The sequence below is a fragment of the Superficieibacter sp. genome (assembly GCF_032071645.1).
GTDB lineage: Bacteria > Pseudomonadota > Gammaproteobacteria > Enterobacterales > Enterobacteriaceae > Superficieibacter.
Genome location: NZ_DAMAPU010000001.1, coordinates 656,433 through 671,248, shown reverse-complemented (window position 1 = coordinate 671,248; position 14,816 = coordinate 656,433). Strand labels below are relative to the sequence as shown.

14 protein-coding genes and 2 pseudogenes are annotated in these 14,816 nt (G+C 55.5%); 8 read left to right on the top strand and 8 right to left on the bottom strand.

What is annotated here, in order from left to right; all coding sequences use genetic code 11:
* The first annotated feature begins 7 nt into the window (after positions 1–7).
* Positions 8–706 carry an urea ABC transporter ATP-binding subunit UrtE gene (gene urtE, locus RT197_RS03425; protein WP_312947197.1) on the top strand — a complete coding sequence of 233 codons (699 nt, stop codon included), beginning with the start codon at positions 8–10 and terminating at the stop codon, positions 704–706.
* 78 nt (positions 707–784) lie between these two features.
* Here urtE and RT197_RS03420 read toward each other — a convergent pair.
* Positions 785–850, bottom strand: a pseudogene (locus tag RT197_RS03420) (Hok/Gef family protein); the annotation flags it as partial.
* Between the two features lie 223 nt (positions 851–1,073).
* Positions 1,074–2,264, bottom strand: coding sequence for an efflux MFS transporter YdeE (ydeE, locus tag RT197_RS03415; RefSeq protein ID WP_312947577.1), 1,191 nt, complete (start codon positions 2,262–2,264; stop codon positions 1,074–1,076).
* A 181-nt stretch (positions 2,265–2,445) separates the two neighbouring features.
* Here ydeE and eamA point away from each other — a divergent pair, with 181 nt between their 5' ends.
* Positions 2,446–3,345 carry an O-acetylserine/cysteine exporter gene (eamA, locus tag RT197_RS03410; protein WP_312947194.1) on the top strand — a complete coding sequence of 300 codons (900 nt, stop codon included), beginning with the start codon at positions 2,446–2,448 and terminating at the stop codon, positions 3,343–3,345.
* 43 nt (positions 3,346–3,388) lie between these two features.
* On the opposite strand, the gene marB is transcribed toward eamA, so the two are convergent.
* From marB to ptrR, 6 genes are all read right to left on the bottom strand, one after another.
* The gene (gene marB, locus RT197_RS03405; RefSeq protein WP_312947191.1) at positions 3,389–3,595 is read right to left on the bottom strand and encodes a multiple antibiotic resistance protein MarB; all 207 of its coding nucleotides are present in this window, start codon (positions 3,593–3,595) and stop codon (positions 3,389–3,391) included.
* A gap of 30 nt (positions 3,596–3,625) precedes the next feature.
* Positions 3,626–4,009, bottom strand: a complete 384-nt coding sequence (marA, locus tag RT197_RS03400) for an MDR efflux pump AcrAB transcriptional activator MarA (protein ID WP_312947189.1) — start codon at positions 4,007–4,009, stop codon at positions 3,626–3,628.
* Between the two features lie 18 nt (positions 4,010–4,027).
* On the bottom strand, positions 4,028–4,462 hold the full coding sequence (gene marR / locus RT197_RS03395) for a multiple antibiotic resistance transcriptional regulator MarR (protein ID WP_312947187.1): 435 nt from the start codon (positions 4,460–4,462) through the stop codon (positions 4,028–4,030).
* A 243-nt stretch (positions 4,463–4,705) separates the two neighbouring features.
* The gene (locus tag RT197_RS03390; protein WP_312947185.1) at positions 4,706–5,896 is read right to left on the bottom strand and encodes a sugar transporter; all 1,191 of its coding nucleotides are present in this window, start codon (positions 5,894–5,896) and stop codon (positions 4,706–4,708) included.
* Positions 5,897–6,118: 222 nt separating this feature from the next.
* The gene (locus RT197_RS03385; protein WP_312947184.1) at positions 6,119–7,063 is read right to left on the bottom strand and encodes an L-lactate dehydrogenase; all 945 of its coding nucleotides are present in this window, start codon (positions 7,061–7,063) and stop codon (positions 6,119–6,121) included.
* An 87-nt stretch (positions 7,064–7,150) separates the two neighbouring features.
* Positions 7,151–8,014: a putrescine utilization regulator PtrR gene (gene ptrR, locus RT197_RS03380; protein WP_312947183.1), complete on the bottom strand. Its 864-nt coding sequence runs from the start codon at positions 8,012–8,014 to the stop codon at positions 7,151–7,153.
* A 106-nt stretch (positions 8,015–8,120) separates the two neighbouring features.
* Between ptrR and sad the strand changes: the two genes are divergently transcribed.
* From sad to RT197_RS03350, 6 genes and pseudogenes are all read left to right on the top strand, one after another.
* The gene (gene sad / locus RT197_RS03375) at positions 8,121–9,503 is read left to right on the top strand and encodes a succinate-semialdehyde dehydrogenase (RefSeq protein ID WP_312947182.1); all 1,383 of its coding nucleotides are present in this window, start codon (positions 8,121–8,123) and stop codon (positions 9,501–9,503) included.
* 81 nt (positions 9,504–9,584) lie between these two features.
* Positions 9,585–11,174, top strand: a complete 1,590-nt coding sequence (locus RT197_RS03370; protein WP_312947181.1) for a methyl-accepting chemotaxis protein — start codon at positions 9,585–9,587, stop codon at positions 11,172–11,174.
* 62 nt (positions 11,175–11,236) lie between these two features.
* Positions 11,237–12,163, top strand: a complete 927-nt coding sequence (glsB, locus tag RT197_RS03365) for a glutaminase B (protein ID WP_312947179.1) — start codon at positions 11,237–11,239, stop codon at positions 12,161–12,163.
* A complete protein-coding gene (locus tag RT197_RS03360) occupies positions 12,163–12,525 on the top strand; it encodes a DUF4186 domain-containing protein (RefSeq protein WP_312947177.1) in 363 nt (120 codons plus the stop codon). The genes glsB and RT197_RS03360 overlap by 1 nt, the downstream gene beginning before the upstream one ends.
* Before the next feature lie 183 nt (positions 12,526–12,708).
* Positions 12,709–13,702: pseudogene (locus RT197_RS03355) on the top strand (diguanylate cyclase).
* A gap of 52 nt (positions 13,703–13,754) precedes the next feature.
* Positions 13,755–14,723 (top strand): sensor domain-containing diguanylate cyclase, encoded by a 969-nt coding sequence (locus tag RT197_RS03350; protein WP_312947176.1) that lies wholly within the window; start codon positions 13,755–13,757, stop codon positions 14,721–14,723.
* Positions 14,724–14,816 lie beyond the last annotated feature (93 nt).

The window sequence follows — 14,816 nt, the reverse complement described above, 5'->3', positions numbered from 1 at the left end:
AGCCATCATGTTACAGGTTAATGAACTGCATCAATATTACGGTGGCAGCCACATTTTGCGCGGCGTCAGTTTTACCGCGCAAACGGGTGAGATCACCTGTCTGTTAGGCCGTAACGGCGTGGGCAAAACCACGTTGCTGAAATGTCTGATGGGGCTGATCCCGGCGCGCAGCGGCGCGGTGATCTGGCAGGACCGCCACATCACCACCCGCAAACCGCACCAGCGGGTACAGGCGGGCATAGGCTACGTTCCGCAGGGGCGGGAAATCTTCCCCCGCCTGACGGTGGAAGAAAATCTGCTGATGGGGCTGTCCCGCTTCCCGGCACGCGAGGCCCGCAGCGTGCCGGAGGATATTTACGCGCTGTTCCCGGTACTCAAAGAGATGAAGCACCGGCGCGGCGGTGATTTATCAGGGGGGCAGCAGCAGCAGCTGGCGATAGGCCGCGCGCTGGCCAGCCGACCGCAGCTATTGATCCTGGATGAGCCTACTGAAGGTATACAGCCATCGGTGATTAAAGAGATCGGCGCGGTGATCCGTCAGTTAGCCAGCCGGGGCGATATGGCCATTCTGCTGGTCGAACAGTTTTATGATTTTGCCGCAGAGCTGGCGGACAGCTATTTGTTAATGTCGCGGGGCGCTATTGTCCAGCAAGGGCGCGGTATCAATATGGAGAACGAGGGCGTCAGAGGCATGGTAGCAATATAAAAGGGTGCAATGAGGACCAGACCCGGCAACCGGCACGCGGGGATTGCTCCCCGCGCGTTAGCTATTTTCTCGGTTCGTAAGCGAGAAACCAAGCACTGTGATACACAGCACGATGATTGCCACAAGGGCGTATTTCGTCAGCATGTTATTGCCTCCGTGCAGAAAAGAGACTAACATCCGAGTTGTCTGGTTCGGATGTAGGCCTCAGGTGGATAGAAATATCTCCTGGGGCTTTTATCTTTCCGAACTCTGATAAAGGCCTGAGACCGGAAAGCCTCAAGCACCCGCCTGCATAATATCCCTGAAATAATGTCTGACCAGCCTGTCTGCGGGGTTTATTTACCGCTTGCGAGGCGACTCGCAAAGCTTAATTAACCTGAATAGCACTGTTGCACGGCTTAATATTCATTCCACGAATAATCATCAGCCAGGCCAGAACGATTGCGGCCATCAATATCACAAATAATGACCAGTGGGGCAGGTGGGTTAATATCAACCCCGTGGCTAACGGGTTTGCCGCTGCACCCAGCCAGCCTAATGCCTGGGCGGAGAAATAACTGGCTTTCATGCCGGACGGGGCGATGTTATCAATTAGCATATATTCACCGGGCGCATAAATAATTTCCCCCACGGTAAACACGGCGGCGGATAATCCCCAGAAAATCAGATTTACACCGGAAAACATAAATCCCGCCAGCCCCAGCACAAAACAGGCCGTACCCAGCGCCATCAGCGGACGCAGATTGTTTGCGTTCAACCGACGACCAATGGCGTACTGTAGCGTAACCACCAGCGCGGCGTTGACCGGCAGCACGACGGCGACAACATTTTCAGCAACGTCGCTATCGGCCACCGCCAGCACGTACTGGGAAATACAGGACGCAAAAGATCCGGCGACAAAGGAGGCCAGCAAGCCAGAGAGCGTAAACCAGAACAGCGCCTTATCATGCAGCAGCACTGAAGGCGACCACGCCACGGTTTCGTCGCTGGCACTGCTGGCCGCCACGCGCTGGACATAACACTGAATAAAGATCAGCGGGAATGCGGCACAGAATGCCGCCAGCCAGAAGGGTAAGTTAAGGCTGTACATCACCAACAGCGTGCCCAGCGGCGGGCCGACCGTCCAGCCAATATTTAAAAAGCTGTAGTTCAGCGAGAATATTTTCGCTTTTTCCACAGGGGATAATACATCGGCAAACCAGGCTTTAATGACGGTCGAAAATACCGAATAGGCGCAGTTAATCATTGCAAAGAAAAATACCACCAGCGCCACTTTATTCACCAGCGGGATTGCCACAAAGCCGCAGATGAATACCAGCACGGAGATCAGCATATAGCGCTTTTTATCGAATTTATCGGCGAGAATGCCAAAGCCCAGACTAAACATCACCCCAATGGTTAATGCGATAGTCATCGCATAACCAATCATCTCCACGCTCATGGCATAACGACGTGTGAGATAAATCGTCATAAAAGGCAGCGTCGCACCGCGACCAATTGTTAAAAGTAATGATGATGCCAGAAGCGCGTAGATAGAGCGCCTGATTGAAGAGACCATTTTCCTGCCCGAGGTGCTGTGTTTCATTATTTTGTCTTATCAGGAATATCACGGCATAAGAAGGTTGTATAGTGCGTGCCCATACGAGAAGTGCCTACTAAAAATAATGATCTGTTAAAGGCTGATTTTTTCCGCTAACGTGGGATGGTTCACATAATTCTAACAATTTCAGAGGCAGGGTATGACGCGTAAAGATGGGCTACTGGCGCTGCTGGTAGTGGTGGTCTGGGGGCTTAACTTTGTGGTCATCAAAGTCGGCCTGCACAATATGCCCCCGCTGTTACTGGCAGGATTACGTTTTTTACTGGTTGCATTTCCCGCGCTTTTTTTTGTCGCCCGTCCCAACGTCCCGATGCGCTTATTACTGGGCTATGGTCTGACAATCAGCTTCGGGCAGTTTGCGTTTCTTTTCTCCGCCATCAAATTTGGTATGCCAGCCGGGCTGGCGTCTCTGGTGCTTCAGGCGCAGGCATTTTTCACCATCATTCTTGGGGCATTTGCCTTTGGCGAACGGTTGCAGGGCAAGCAGCTGATCGGGATCACCCTGGCGGTATTTGGCGTTCTGGTGCTGATTGAATCCAGTCTGAACGGGCAACACGTTGCGCTGCTCGGTTTTATGCTGACGCTGGCGGCGGCGCTCAGCTGGGCGTGCGGCAATATCTTCAACAAGAAAATCATGCAACTGGAAAGCCGTCCGGCGGTGATGTCGCTGGTGGTGTGGAGCGCATTAATCCCCGTTATCCCGTTTCTTGTTGCCTCACTGATTCTCGACGGCCCGGCGACAATCTGGCACAGTTTGTTAGCCATTGATACCACGACAATTTTATCGCTGATTTACCTGGCTTTTATTGCCACCATCGTCGGGTATGGCATCTGGGGGACGCTGCTTGGGAGATATGAAACCTGGCGCGTTGCGCCGCTGTCGCTGCTGGTTCCGGTGGTCGGCCTCGCCAGCGCAGCGCTGCTGTTGGGTGAGACGCTGAATATGCTACAGCTGGCAGGCGCGGCGCTGATTATGGCGGGACTGTACATCAATGTATTCGGCCTGCGTCTGCGCCGGGCTAAGATCGTTCAGGGGTAAAAAAAAGCCCCGCACAGGCGGGGCAAACGAATCAGAGGCGGCGCTAATTATAATAGGCCACGCCTAATTCATCGGATTTATCGCTTCCCGAACCCATATGATTAAAATCAAACGGAGAGGCGTCATGGACGGAGGGCATAACCATCGCAACGCGTGCGCTGCCTTCTGCCGGTTGACGGGACTGCTCCGCAAAGCTCTGGCCGGAGGCCAGCATCGCTAATGCAAGGGTGGCGGAGACGAGCAGTTTCATGATTTCCTCGATACGTCTTTATTCAGGCGATTAACAATTACAGTGGTTTAACGGTTGCAGATAGCGTGCCTCGCCAGGCATATCCATAATGCGATACTTGTGCGGTGGCACGTCGAAATAGTTTTTAAAGGTCCGCGTCAGGGTCTGCTGCGATTCAAACCCGTAGCGTTCAGCCAGATACAAAATAGGCTCATTGCTTTGCTTCAGCTTCTGGGCGATTTCCGTCAGCTTGCGGGTGCGAATGTACTGCCCCAGCGAGTGCCCGGTTTCTTTTTTGAACATTCTTTGCAGGTGCCATTTTGAATAGCCTGAGCGCTCTGACACTTTCTCCAGCGACAGAGGGGACTCGAGGTTATCTTCAATCCAGTCCAGGATGCTATGAATAGTAATGGCGTCAGTATTACGTCTGGACATCGTCTTACCTCTTATTGTTTACGGCAGCACTTTCTTGAGCAGGTATTCAAGAGTAGCCACTTCGTCTGCCGATAAGTTTTTAGTGAGTTCCTGATGCAGATCCTGCCCGACAAGCTGATGACACTGTTCACAAATGCGGGTGCCTTCCGGTGTTAATCGCACCAGCACACCGCGTTTATCATTTGGATTTGGCAGCCGCTCAATCCAGCCTTTACAGACCAGCCTGTCAAGCATACGGGTCAGGGCACCCAGATCGACCGACAGCACTTTTTTCAGCTCAACGGGCGTCGCGCACACTTCGCAGCGAATGGAACAAAGCACCTTGAACTGCGTCGCGGTGATGTCCTGCGGTGAGAGATATTCGTTAAGCAGACGGTCTTTTTTCTGGTTCACCATATGGATCAAACGTCCAAGCGGAATGATTTCGTTAAAAAGATCCCCTGAACTTTTCACAATGGTTGCCCCGGCAAGTAGTTTAGTTGCGGAGGATATTATTGCCCAGGCAAACATAAGTCAACTGAATGAATAAGCTTATGCCACGATTTGCTAAAAAGACGGAAAAGTCCTTGTATGACGCAGGGTTGATAGAGGAATTAAAGGCGGGAGAGGGGTTCGCGTTGTCTTGATATGACGCTGAAATATTTACTGGAATGATGTATTGGGTGAGCCTGCCGCAGCAGACTCACCTTAACTCGCTTAATGCGGCTGTTCTTCCAGCGCCACCGGCCAGCGGCGGAAGATAATCACAGCCCAGATGAGCGCAGCCAGCGCCGGAACCGCGCCAACGTAGCCAATGGAAGCCATCGACAGATGGGTGCTGACCTGGCTGCCTAGCAGCGCGCCCGCGCCAATACCGATATTAAATATCCCGGAGAACAGCGACATCGCCACGTCGGTGGCGTCCGGGGCCAGCGCCAGCACTTTTACCTGCATCCCCAGCCCAATGATCATAATCGCCACGCCCCAGAAGATGCTGAGGATCGCCAGATGGTTTTCATTACGCGCGGCGGGCACCAGCAACAGCAGGCAAACAAACAGCAGGCCGATGGCGCTACCGATCAGGGTAGACGCATGAAGATTGCCAAGCTTACCGAACAGCAGGCTGCCGAGGATGCCGGACCCGCCCAGGATCAGCAGCAGCACGGTGGCGTAATTTCCGCTCAGCCCGGCAACCGTCTGAACAAAAGGTTCGATATAGCTGTAAGCAGTGTAGTGCGCCGTCACCACGACCACGGTCAGCAGATAAATACTCATCAGCGCCGGACGGCGGAACAATAGCGGCAGACTTTTCAGGGAGCCGGAGTGCTCGCTTGGCAGTGGTGGCAGCAGCTTGATCAGGCACAGCAGGGTAATTAACGCCCCGACGCCAATCGCAAAAAAGGTGGTACGCCAGCCGAAATACTGCCCGACGATCCGGCCGATAGGGATCCCCAGCACCATCGCCAGTGCGGTGCCGGTGGCAATCAGGCTCAGCGCCTGCGCCCGTTTCCCGGCCGGGGCCAGGCGGATCGCCAGCGAGGCGGTAATGGACCAGAACACCGCGTGCGCAAAGGCAATGCCGATGCGGCTGATAATCAGAGTGGTGAAATTCCACGCCAGAAACGACAGCACATGGCTGGCGATAAACAGCACGAACAGGGCGATCAGCAGTTTGCGCCGCTCAACCTGGCTGGTCAGCAGCATAAAAGGCAGCGACATCAGCGCCACCACCCAGGCATAAATGGTCAGCATGATCCCGACCTGCGCCGTTTCCATGCCAAAGCTTTCCGCAATATCAGAAAGCAAACCAACCGGCACGAATTCGGTGGTATTAAAAATAAACGCTGCGATGGCAAGCGTGACCACACGAAGCCACGCGACCTTGCGTGATACAGTATTCGTTGTCATAAGATAGTCTGGGTTGGTTGGAGAAAAGAAGAGAAGACGATCTTAAAACCATCGCTGCTGCAAATACAACCATTTTGTGACGCAGATCTCAATTTTCTGCGTCAAAAATTTAAGATCGCCTCAACATTTTTTAATACGAAAATAACCGGCGTGTAACGAGTTAACCGCCAGCAGGTTGAAACCGGAAAGCCGGATTCCCCCGGGCTTTCCGTGACTGAACCATTACGGCAGGCGGGCGATATTCGCCTGGATCACGGCTGCGGAATGACGGAATTTTTCCAGCTCGTCGTCCGCCAGGTGCAGTTCAATCACCTGCTGGACGCCGGTTTGCGCCAGCACGGCGGGAACGCCGATCGCCACATTATGCACGCCGTATTCACCCTCAAGAATGCAGGAGATGGCCAGCGCCCGGTGGCTGCCGGTGAAAATATTGCGGCAGATCTCGGCAATAGTGCCCGCGATGCCGAATTCGGTACAGCCCTTGCCGCCGTAAATCTTAAAGCCCTGCGTGCGCACGTCTTCCGCTAGCTGCGCATAATCCAGCGTTTCGCCGGTGCGACGCTGCCAGACGTCGCCAATCGGCGAGCCGTAAACCGAAGAGTGGGACCAGACCGGAAACTGGGTGTCGCCGTGTTCACCGAGAATAAAGGCATCAATGCTTTGCGCGCCAATATCCAGTTTCTGCCCGAGGGCACGGCGCAGTCGGGTGGTGTCCAGCCAGACGCCGGTACCGATGACCTGATTACGCGGCAGGCCGGACAGCGTCCATACCTGCCAGGTGATAATGTCGCAGGGGTTGGTGGCGATCAGGAAAATGCCGTTAAATCCGCCCGCCATCATTTGTGGAATGATATTTTTGACGATTTTCGCGGTGTTATTCAGTTCGTCGAGGCGCGTCTGGCCCGGCTTTAGCGGACCGCCGGAGACGGTGATCACCGCGATATCGACATCCGCGCAGTCGCGGGCTTCGCGACAGGATATGGTCATCATGCCGGGCATATAGGCGGCGGCATCGCTGAGATCCTGTACGTGTCCTTCAACCAGCGGCTGATTCAAATCGACTAAAATCAGCTCTTCACAAATATTCTGATTTAGCAGCGCATAAGCAGCAGATGCGCCAACATTTCCTGAACCGATAATCATCACTTTACGGGCTTTGGTGTTCATGGTTAATCCGTTCACATGAGAGCAAATAACAAAATTACTGCTGCGATCGGTATTCACGCAATCATTCGCGCTATCTATACGTTAATCCTATGACCGTTCCTCATTCAGCAGCGCGATAAACGCATCAAGCGCACGCGTTTTGCCTCCTCGCCGCCACGTCAGCCAGGTCGTCAGCCAGCGCCATTTTTCCGCCAGCGGCCACGCGGCGACCTGATCGTAACCCGGCAGGCTCTCCAGCATTGAGCGCGGGATCAACGCCAGCCCCGCGCCCGCAATCACACAGGCCAGCATACCGTGATAGGACTCCATCTCATGGATCCGCCCCGGCGTGGCCTTGTCAGCGTTAAACCAGCTCTCGAAATGGCGGCGGTAAGAACAGTTGGCGCGAAAGGCGTACACATTTGCGCCGTTGACTTCGCGAGCGCGGGTGACAGGCGCGTGTCCGGCGGGAGCAACGATCATCATCTCCTCTTCATACACCGGCATTCCTTCCAGCGCCGGATGCATCACCGGTCCATCGACAAACGCGGCGCTCAGCCGTCCTTCCACCACGCCGTCAATCATCGTCCCGGACGGGCCGGTGGCGAGATCGAACTGGATCTTCGGATAACGCTGGTTAAAGCGGGCCAGCGTCGGTGGAATGCGCACGGCGGCGGTGCTTTCCAGCGAGCCGAGGGAGAATAAGCCCTGCGGCTCATCGCCGGCGACGACCATTCGCGCCTCTTCCACCAGGGCGAGGATCTGCTCGCTGTAGCGCAAAAAACTGTGCCCGGCCGGGGAGAGACGTAAGCGCTGCGATTCGCGGATAAACAGCTCAACGCCAAGATCGGCCTCTAACTGGCGGATGCGCGTCGTCAGATTGGACGGCACGCGATGTACCTGCGCTGCCGCCTGGGTGATGCTGCCTGCACGAGCGACGGCGTTAAACATCTCAAGCTGGGTTAAATCCATGATGTTCTCGTTTTGTGAATAAGATGCTTATGATTATTCATTTTTCAGAAACACAGGAGTGTAGCAGAATGGTTGCATTCCCGTCACATCTGCCAGAGAGAAAACTATGAACTCAGTAAACGACGCCGTTTCTGTCAACCCGGCGAATGGACAACCGCTTTCATCATTACCCTGGGCTTCGGCGCAGCAGGTAGATTGCGCCATCACCCTGGCGGAACAGGGCTTTCGCCAGTGGAGCCGTTTTCCTGTCGCCGCACGGGCGGCGGTGCTGCATAAAGTGGGATCGGTGCTGCGCCTGCACGCTGAAGACATGGCCCGGACGATCGTTCGGGAAATGGGCAAGCCGATTCTCCAGGCGCGGGCGGAAGTGAAAAAATCTGCCGAACTGTGCGACTGGTATGCTGAACATGGCCCGGCGATGCTGACCGCAGAAGCCACCCTGGTGCCTGATAACCAGGCGACGATTGAGTATCGCCCGCTGGGGGCCATTCTGGCGGTGATGCCGTGGAACTTTCCGCTGTGGCAGGTGCTGCGCGGGGCGGTGCCGATCCTGTTGGCGGGTAACAGTTATCTCCTGAAACATGCGCCGAATGTTTCCGGCTGCGCGGCGCTAATTGACGCTATTTTCCGCGAAGCGGGCGTGCCGGAGGGCGTTTTCGGCTGGGTGAACGCGACCAACGATGGCGTCAGCCAGGCGATAAACGATCCGCGCATCGCCGCGGTAACCGTCACCGGTAGCGTTCGCGCCGGGAAAGCGATTGGCGCACAGGCCGGAGCGGCGCTGAAAAAATGCGTGCTTGAGCTGGGCGGGTCCGATCCGTTTATCGTGCTTAATGACGCCGACCTGGAGCTGGCGGTGCAGGCTGCGGTTGCCGGACGTTATCAGAACACCGGACAGGTGTGCGCGGCGGCGAAACGTTTTATCGTTGAAGAAGGCATTGCATCGGCCTTTACCGCGAAGTTTGTCGCGGCAGCGGCGAAGCTGCGCATGGGCGATCCGGCAAGTGAAGAGAGCGAGCTGGGACCCATGGCGCGGTTTGATTTACGCGATGAGCTGCATCAGCAGGTACTGGATACGCTGGCTGAAGGCGCAACGCTGCTGCTGGGCGGAGAGAAGGTCGCGGGCGAGGGTAATTTTTATCCGGCGACGGTATTGGGTGACGTCACCCCGGAGATGACCGCGTTTCGCCAGGAACTTTTCGGCCCGGTCGCTGCTATTACCGTGGCGCGTGATGCTGAACATGCCCTGGCGCTGGCTAACGACAGCGAATTTGGCTTGTCTGCTACCGTGATGACCGGCAGCGACGCCAGCGCAGAATATTTTGCCCGTCGACTGGAATGTGGCGGGGTATTTATCAATGGCTTCAGCGCCAGCGATGCGCGAGTGGCGTTTGGCGGCGTGAAGAAAAGCGGTTTTGGCCGTGAGCTGTCGCACTTTGGCCTGCATGAGTTCTGTAACGTGCAGACGGTGTGGAAAAATCGCCGCTAGAACGTTTGTCATATTGCTGTCATGGCATTGTCATTTTTATCTCCTATCCTCGCGCGTAACGCATTGATAAAGATGATAATGATGAACTTAAAGCAAATTTTCCGCCGCGTCGTACAGCGTATTACTCCCCGCCAGTTTGGTTTGCTGGCGGGAATTCTGTGCATCATTGGCCTGTTTTCCGCACTGCAAATTTCCTCCTCCTTGCTGCTGTCACTCTCCCTGCAAAACGCCCGGCAAAATGAACTGCGTAATCAGCAGACCCATTTGCAGCAGGTGAAGGTGGATGAAGCCAGGGTCGCCTTGCTCACCGCCAGCGATCTGCTCAACCGGGCGGGCGTCTGGTTTATGCAGGATCGCGATACCGGTTCGGTAGGAAGCTGGAACGGGTTACTTGACGATGCGCAACGTGCGCTGGTCCATTCGCAAAAAGCATGGCTTGCCTGGCAGGCGCTTAATCCACCCCGGGATGAAGCGCTGATTACCAGCTATCAGATGTTTTACGCGGCCATCAAAGAGCAGGCCGACGCCCTCGGCAAAAGTCAGTCCATCGATGCCTTTTTCGCGGTGCCGGTGCAGGCATTTCAGGTGGATTTTAACGATCGCTATGCCCGCCACCAGCAGGCCAGCGAGCAGCGGGCCGGGGAGGGGCGTCAGGCGCTGATGACCCGGCTGGCGTCGTTGCAGATGCTGTTTCTGCTTGCCCCGGCGGCGCTGCTGGTGATTGCCATTGCGGTCTGGCTGGGAATGGCGCGCTGGGTGATTGTCCCGCTGCGTCGGCTGATTAATCATATCAATCAACTGGCGGCGGGCGATCTCTCCGCGCCGTTGCCGCCGGTTCGTCGGTTTAACCGGGAGATCGGCCAGTTGGATGCGAGCATTGGGGAGATGCAGACCGGGCTTCAGCGGCTGGTGATCCAGGTGAATGAAGCCACGGCCTCAATGGTGGGAAATATTCATCGGCTGGCAGAGGGGAATCAGGCGCTGTATCAGCAGTCGGTGAAGCAGACCCGCGAACTGGATGAGGTTACGACCCACATCAGCACGCTGGAATCGCATGTGGAAGGTAATACCGGCTATGCGCAGCAGGCCAGCCAGCGGGCGGATGAGGCGCGGCAGGTTGCTGCCGGGGGCGACCGCATGATGGAAACGGTGAATCAGTCAATGCGCGAAATCGTCGACCGCTCGGCGGAAATGCGCGGGATAGTCTCCATAATCGATAACGTGGCGTTTCAGACCAATATTCTGGCGCTGAATGCCGCCATTGAGGCCGCGCACGCCGGTGAACAAGGGCGCGGCTTTGCGGTGGTGGCGAAAGAGGTGGGGCTGCTGGCGCGTAAAAGCAGCCATTCCACGCATACAATTCAGCAACTGATTAATCACTCGCTTCAGGGTATTGAAGACGGTTCACGGGCCGTCAACCGCCTGGAGGATAATCTTCAGCAGGTGACCGGGCTGGTGGGCAAGCTCAGCGCTCTGCTTAGCGATATCTCCGCGGCGACGCTAAGCCAGGGTGAAAGTATTCATCTGATGACCCGCCAGCTTCACGCACTGAATCAGGTGGCGCGGCAAACCGGCGATCTGGTTGATCGCGCATCCAGAGCCTCGCAACAGTTGCAGGACGACTCGCAGCAACTGACGCTGGCGGTCACCCGTTTTCGTCTTCCCGCCTGACGTCACATATTCAGCTCTGTTATACTCGCAGGCCGAAAATGGCCTGCGACAAGGAGTAACCGGTGGCTAAGGTCATCACTCATCAACTGCTACATTCCATTCTTACAGAGGTCAGACCGCTCATCGGTCAGGGCAACGTGGCGGATTACATTCCGGCGCTGGCGTCGGTCAGTCCGCATAAACTGGGGATCGCCATCAGCACCGTCGACGGGCAGCAGTTTGCTGCCGGAGATGCTCACGAACGCTTTTCCATTCAGTCGATTTCAAAAGTGCTGAGCCTGATTGTGGCGATGGACCATTATCGGGAGGAGGAGATCTGGCAGCGCGTCGGTAAAGATCCGTCCGGGCAGCCGTTTAATTCGCTGGTGCAGCTCGAGCTGGAGCAGGGAAAGCCGCGCAATCCGTTTATTAACGCGGGCGCGCTGGTGGTGTGCGATATGCTCCAGAGCCGCCTGAGTGCGCCGCGTCAGCGGATGCTGGAGATTGTACGCAGGCTGAGCGGCGCGCCGGACATCACCTATGACAGCGTGGTGGCGCGCTCCGAGTTCGATCACTCGGCGCGTAACGCGGCCATTGCCTGGCTGATGAAATCCTTCGGCAATTTTGATAATGACGTGCCGACCGTATTGCAGAATTATTTCCACTATTGCGCGCTGAAGATGAGCTGCGCAGAGCTGGCGCAAACCTTTCTGTTTCTGGCGGATCGGGGCAGAGCGGCCCATCTGGATCAGCCGGTTATTTCTCCCCTGCAATCGCGGCAGGTTAATGCGCTGATGGCAACCAGCGGTATGTATCAAAGTTCCGGCGAATTTGCCTGGCGGGTCGGGCTTCCGGCAAAATCCGGGGTGGGAGGCGGGATCGTGGCGATTGTACCGCATGAAATGGCGATTGCCGTCTGGAGCCCGGAACTGGATAGCGCCGGGAATTCAATTGCGGGCGTGGCGGCGCTGGAGAAGCTGACGCAGCAGCCCGGACATTCGGTATTCTGATGGACGATCTTAATCCTCTTTTCGCACGTCTGGCACGGTCTTCATTTCGCTCCCGTTTTCGACTGGGCGCGAAAGAAAGCCAGTATTGTCTCGATAAAGGCGCAGAAGTGATCCAGCGCCACGCGGCAGATTTTGTTGCCAGCCGTCTGGCCCCTGCCGAACCCGTCAATGACGGCAAGCAGACGCCCATGCGCGGACACCCGGTGTTTATTGCCCAGCACGCGACGGCAACCTGCTGTCGGGGCTGCCTGGAAAAGTGGCACCATATTTCCCGTCACCAGGCTCTTTCTGAAGAGCAACAAAAATATATTGTGCAGGTGATTTTTCACTGGCTGGTTTGTCAGATGAATCCGCCTCGTTAAGCGGAATAAATGCTATGGTTTAAAAGAGGTTAATCCGCCTCCTGAGAAATTTCTAAAGCGCTTGCTACCTGGTTTTATCGTCAATAAGATAAGTCTGTATACGCAGCGGAAAATTGTGTCATGAACGAATCTGACAAGTTAATTAAGAACGAACGGGTTACCGGAGCCAGATTTGTCAGACGTATGTATCTGATGCGTACGCTCGGCACGCTTCTCTGTTTTTTCCCCATTCTTTCGGTTTTGATTGAACTGCAACGTCCGTTCTGGCTGCTGCTTCTGCTCGCCGCTAACGCGTTTATCTGGCCGTTTATCGCCTGGCAGCGGGCAAAAAAAGCCGCGCTGCCGCTAAAATGTGAACAGCAGAACCTGATTTTTGATGCGGCGGCGGGGGGATTCTGGATCGCCATGATGGCGGTGAACCTGCTGCCGTCGGTAGTCATTGCGACGATCCTGATGTCCGATCGCCTTTCTGCCGGTGGCTTTCCCCTGATGCGTAAAGCGGCGGTGGCGATGCTGAGCGTTTTTGCCATTAGCTGGCTGGCGCAGGGGATGCCGTTTTATCCCGCCGTATCAAGTAAAACGCTGTATGCGACGCTGCCGCTGATCGCCATCTATATTTTTGCGCTGAGCGTGCTGACTGACTCTATTGCCCGCAAGCTGCGGAAAAATAGCCGGGAACTGGAGCGGATCGCGATGATGGACCCGCTGCTGGATATCGCGAACCGACGCTTGCTCGAACAGCGGATTGAATTTGAGCTGGTGAAATTACGTCACGCCAGCCATAGCTCGATTCTGATGTTTATTGATATTGATAACTTTAAAGAGGTTAACGATCGCTACGGTCATAAGGTCGGGGGATTCGCTTTTAGTGACAGTGTCACAAATTCTGCATGTGGCGACCCGTAAATCCGACACGCCAGCGCGTCTTGGCGGGGACGAGTTTGTGATCCTGCTACCCGATACCCTGTATGAAGATGCGAAAAGTATTGCCGGGCGGATCATGGAAGCGGTTGCGGTAATGACCGTTTTGCCCGACCGTTATTTGACGCTGACTTTAAGTATTGGCATTGCCCGCGCCACGCAGGAGATGGCATCTGCGACAGACTGGCTCAAAGCCGCTGACGACGCCCTCTATCAGGCCAAGCGCGAAGGAAAAAATCGTATCTATGCCCACTGACGTCTACCCCGTCCCGGCACAGACTAAAGTATTCATCTTAAAAGGAGAGGCAATGAAGAGTCCGGCCATCCCTGTGAACGAACCGCAACGTCTGGCCTCCCTGCATGAGTCAGGCATTCTTGAATCTGGCGATCCACAGCGCTTTGACCGTTTGACGCGTCTTGCAAAGCGGCTGTTTGATATTCCCATCGCACTGGTGACGCTGGTGGATGAAGACATGCTGATTTTCAAATCACACGACGGTATTGAGATCTCCACGCTGCCGCGTGACATTTCTTTTTGTGGACACGCCATTTCCAGCGAATCGCCGCTGGTGGTACAGGATGCCACTCAGGACCATCGGTTTGCTGATAATCCGCTGGTCGAGGGCGACGCGCACGTCCGTTTTTATGCCGGTTATCCGCTGCGTTTGCCGGACGGCGCAGTCGCAGGGACATTCTGCCTGGTCGACCGCCAGCCGCGCGCATTCAGCCACAATGACCTGGATATGCTTAAAGATCTGGCGGCGATTGTGGAAGGCGAGTTTGCAGCCATTAACGCGGCAACCACCGATGAACTGACCGGGCTATATAATCGTCGCGGGTTTAACAATCTGGCGAACTATGCCATTCGCTCTGCGGCCCGGCGTGCCGTCCCGCTTACTCTGGGCTGGCTGGATCTTGACGGCTTCAAGAAAATTAACGATCGCTGGGGGCATGGCGAGGGCGACGCCGCGCTGAAAGCAATGGCCACGCTGCTTAAAAGCTCTTTCCGCGATACGGATTTGACCGTGCGCTACAGCGGCGATGAGTTTGCCGTTCTCTTCCCGGATACCGATGAAAACGGCGCATGGATCGCCATGCAGCATCTTGCTGAAGAGGCGGAAGCCTTTAATGCGACGTCCGGCAAACCGTGGAAGCTGGCGTTTTCCTGGGGCGTAAGCGAGTTTAATCAGGATAACACCACGCTTCAGGAGTGGCTGAACTCGGCGGATCAAAAGATGTATACCATGAAGAACAAGCAGGAAGGGGGGAAAAACTGACTTGCTGCTCGGGTTAAAATCTTATTGATGTGGTCATTAACAGCAAAAATAATGGCTACATCACTCTCCCTGTGCATTCCGCATACCGAACTG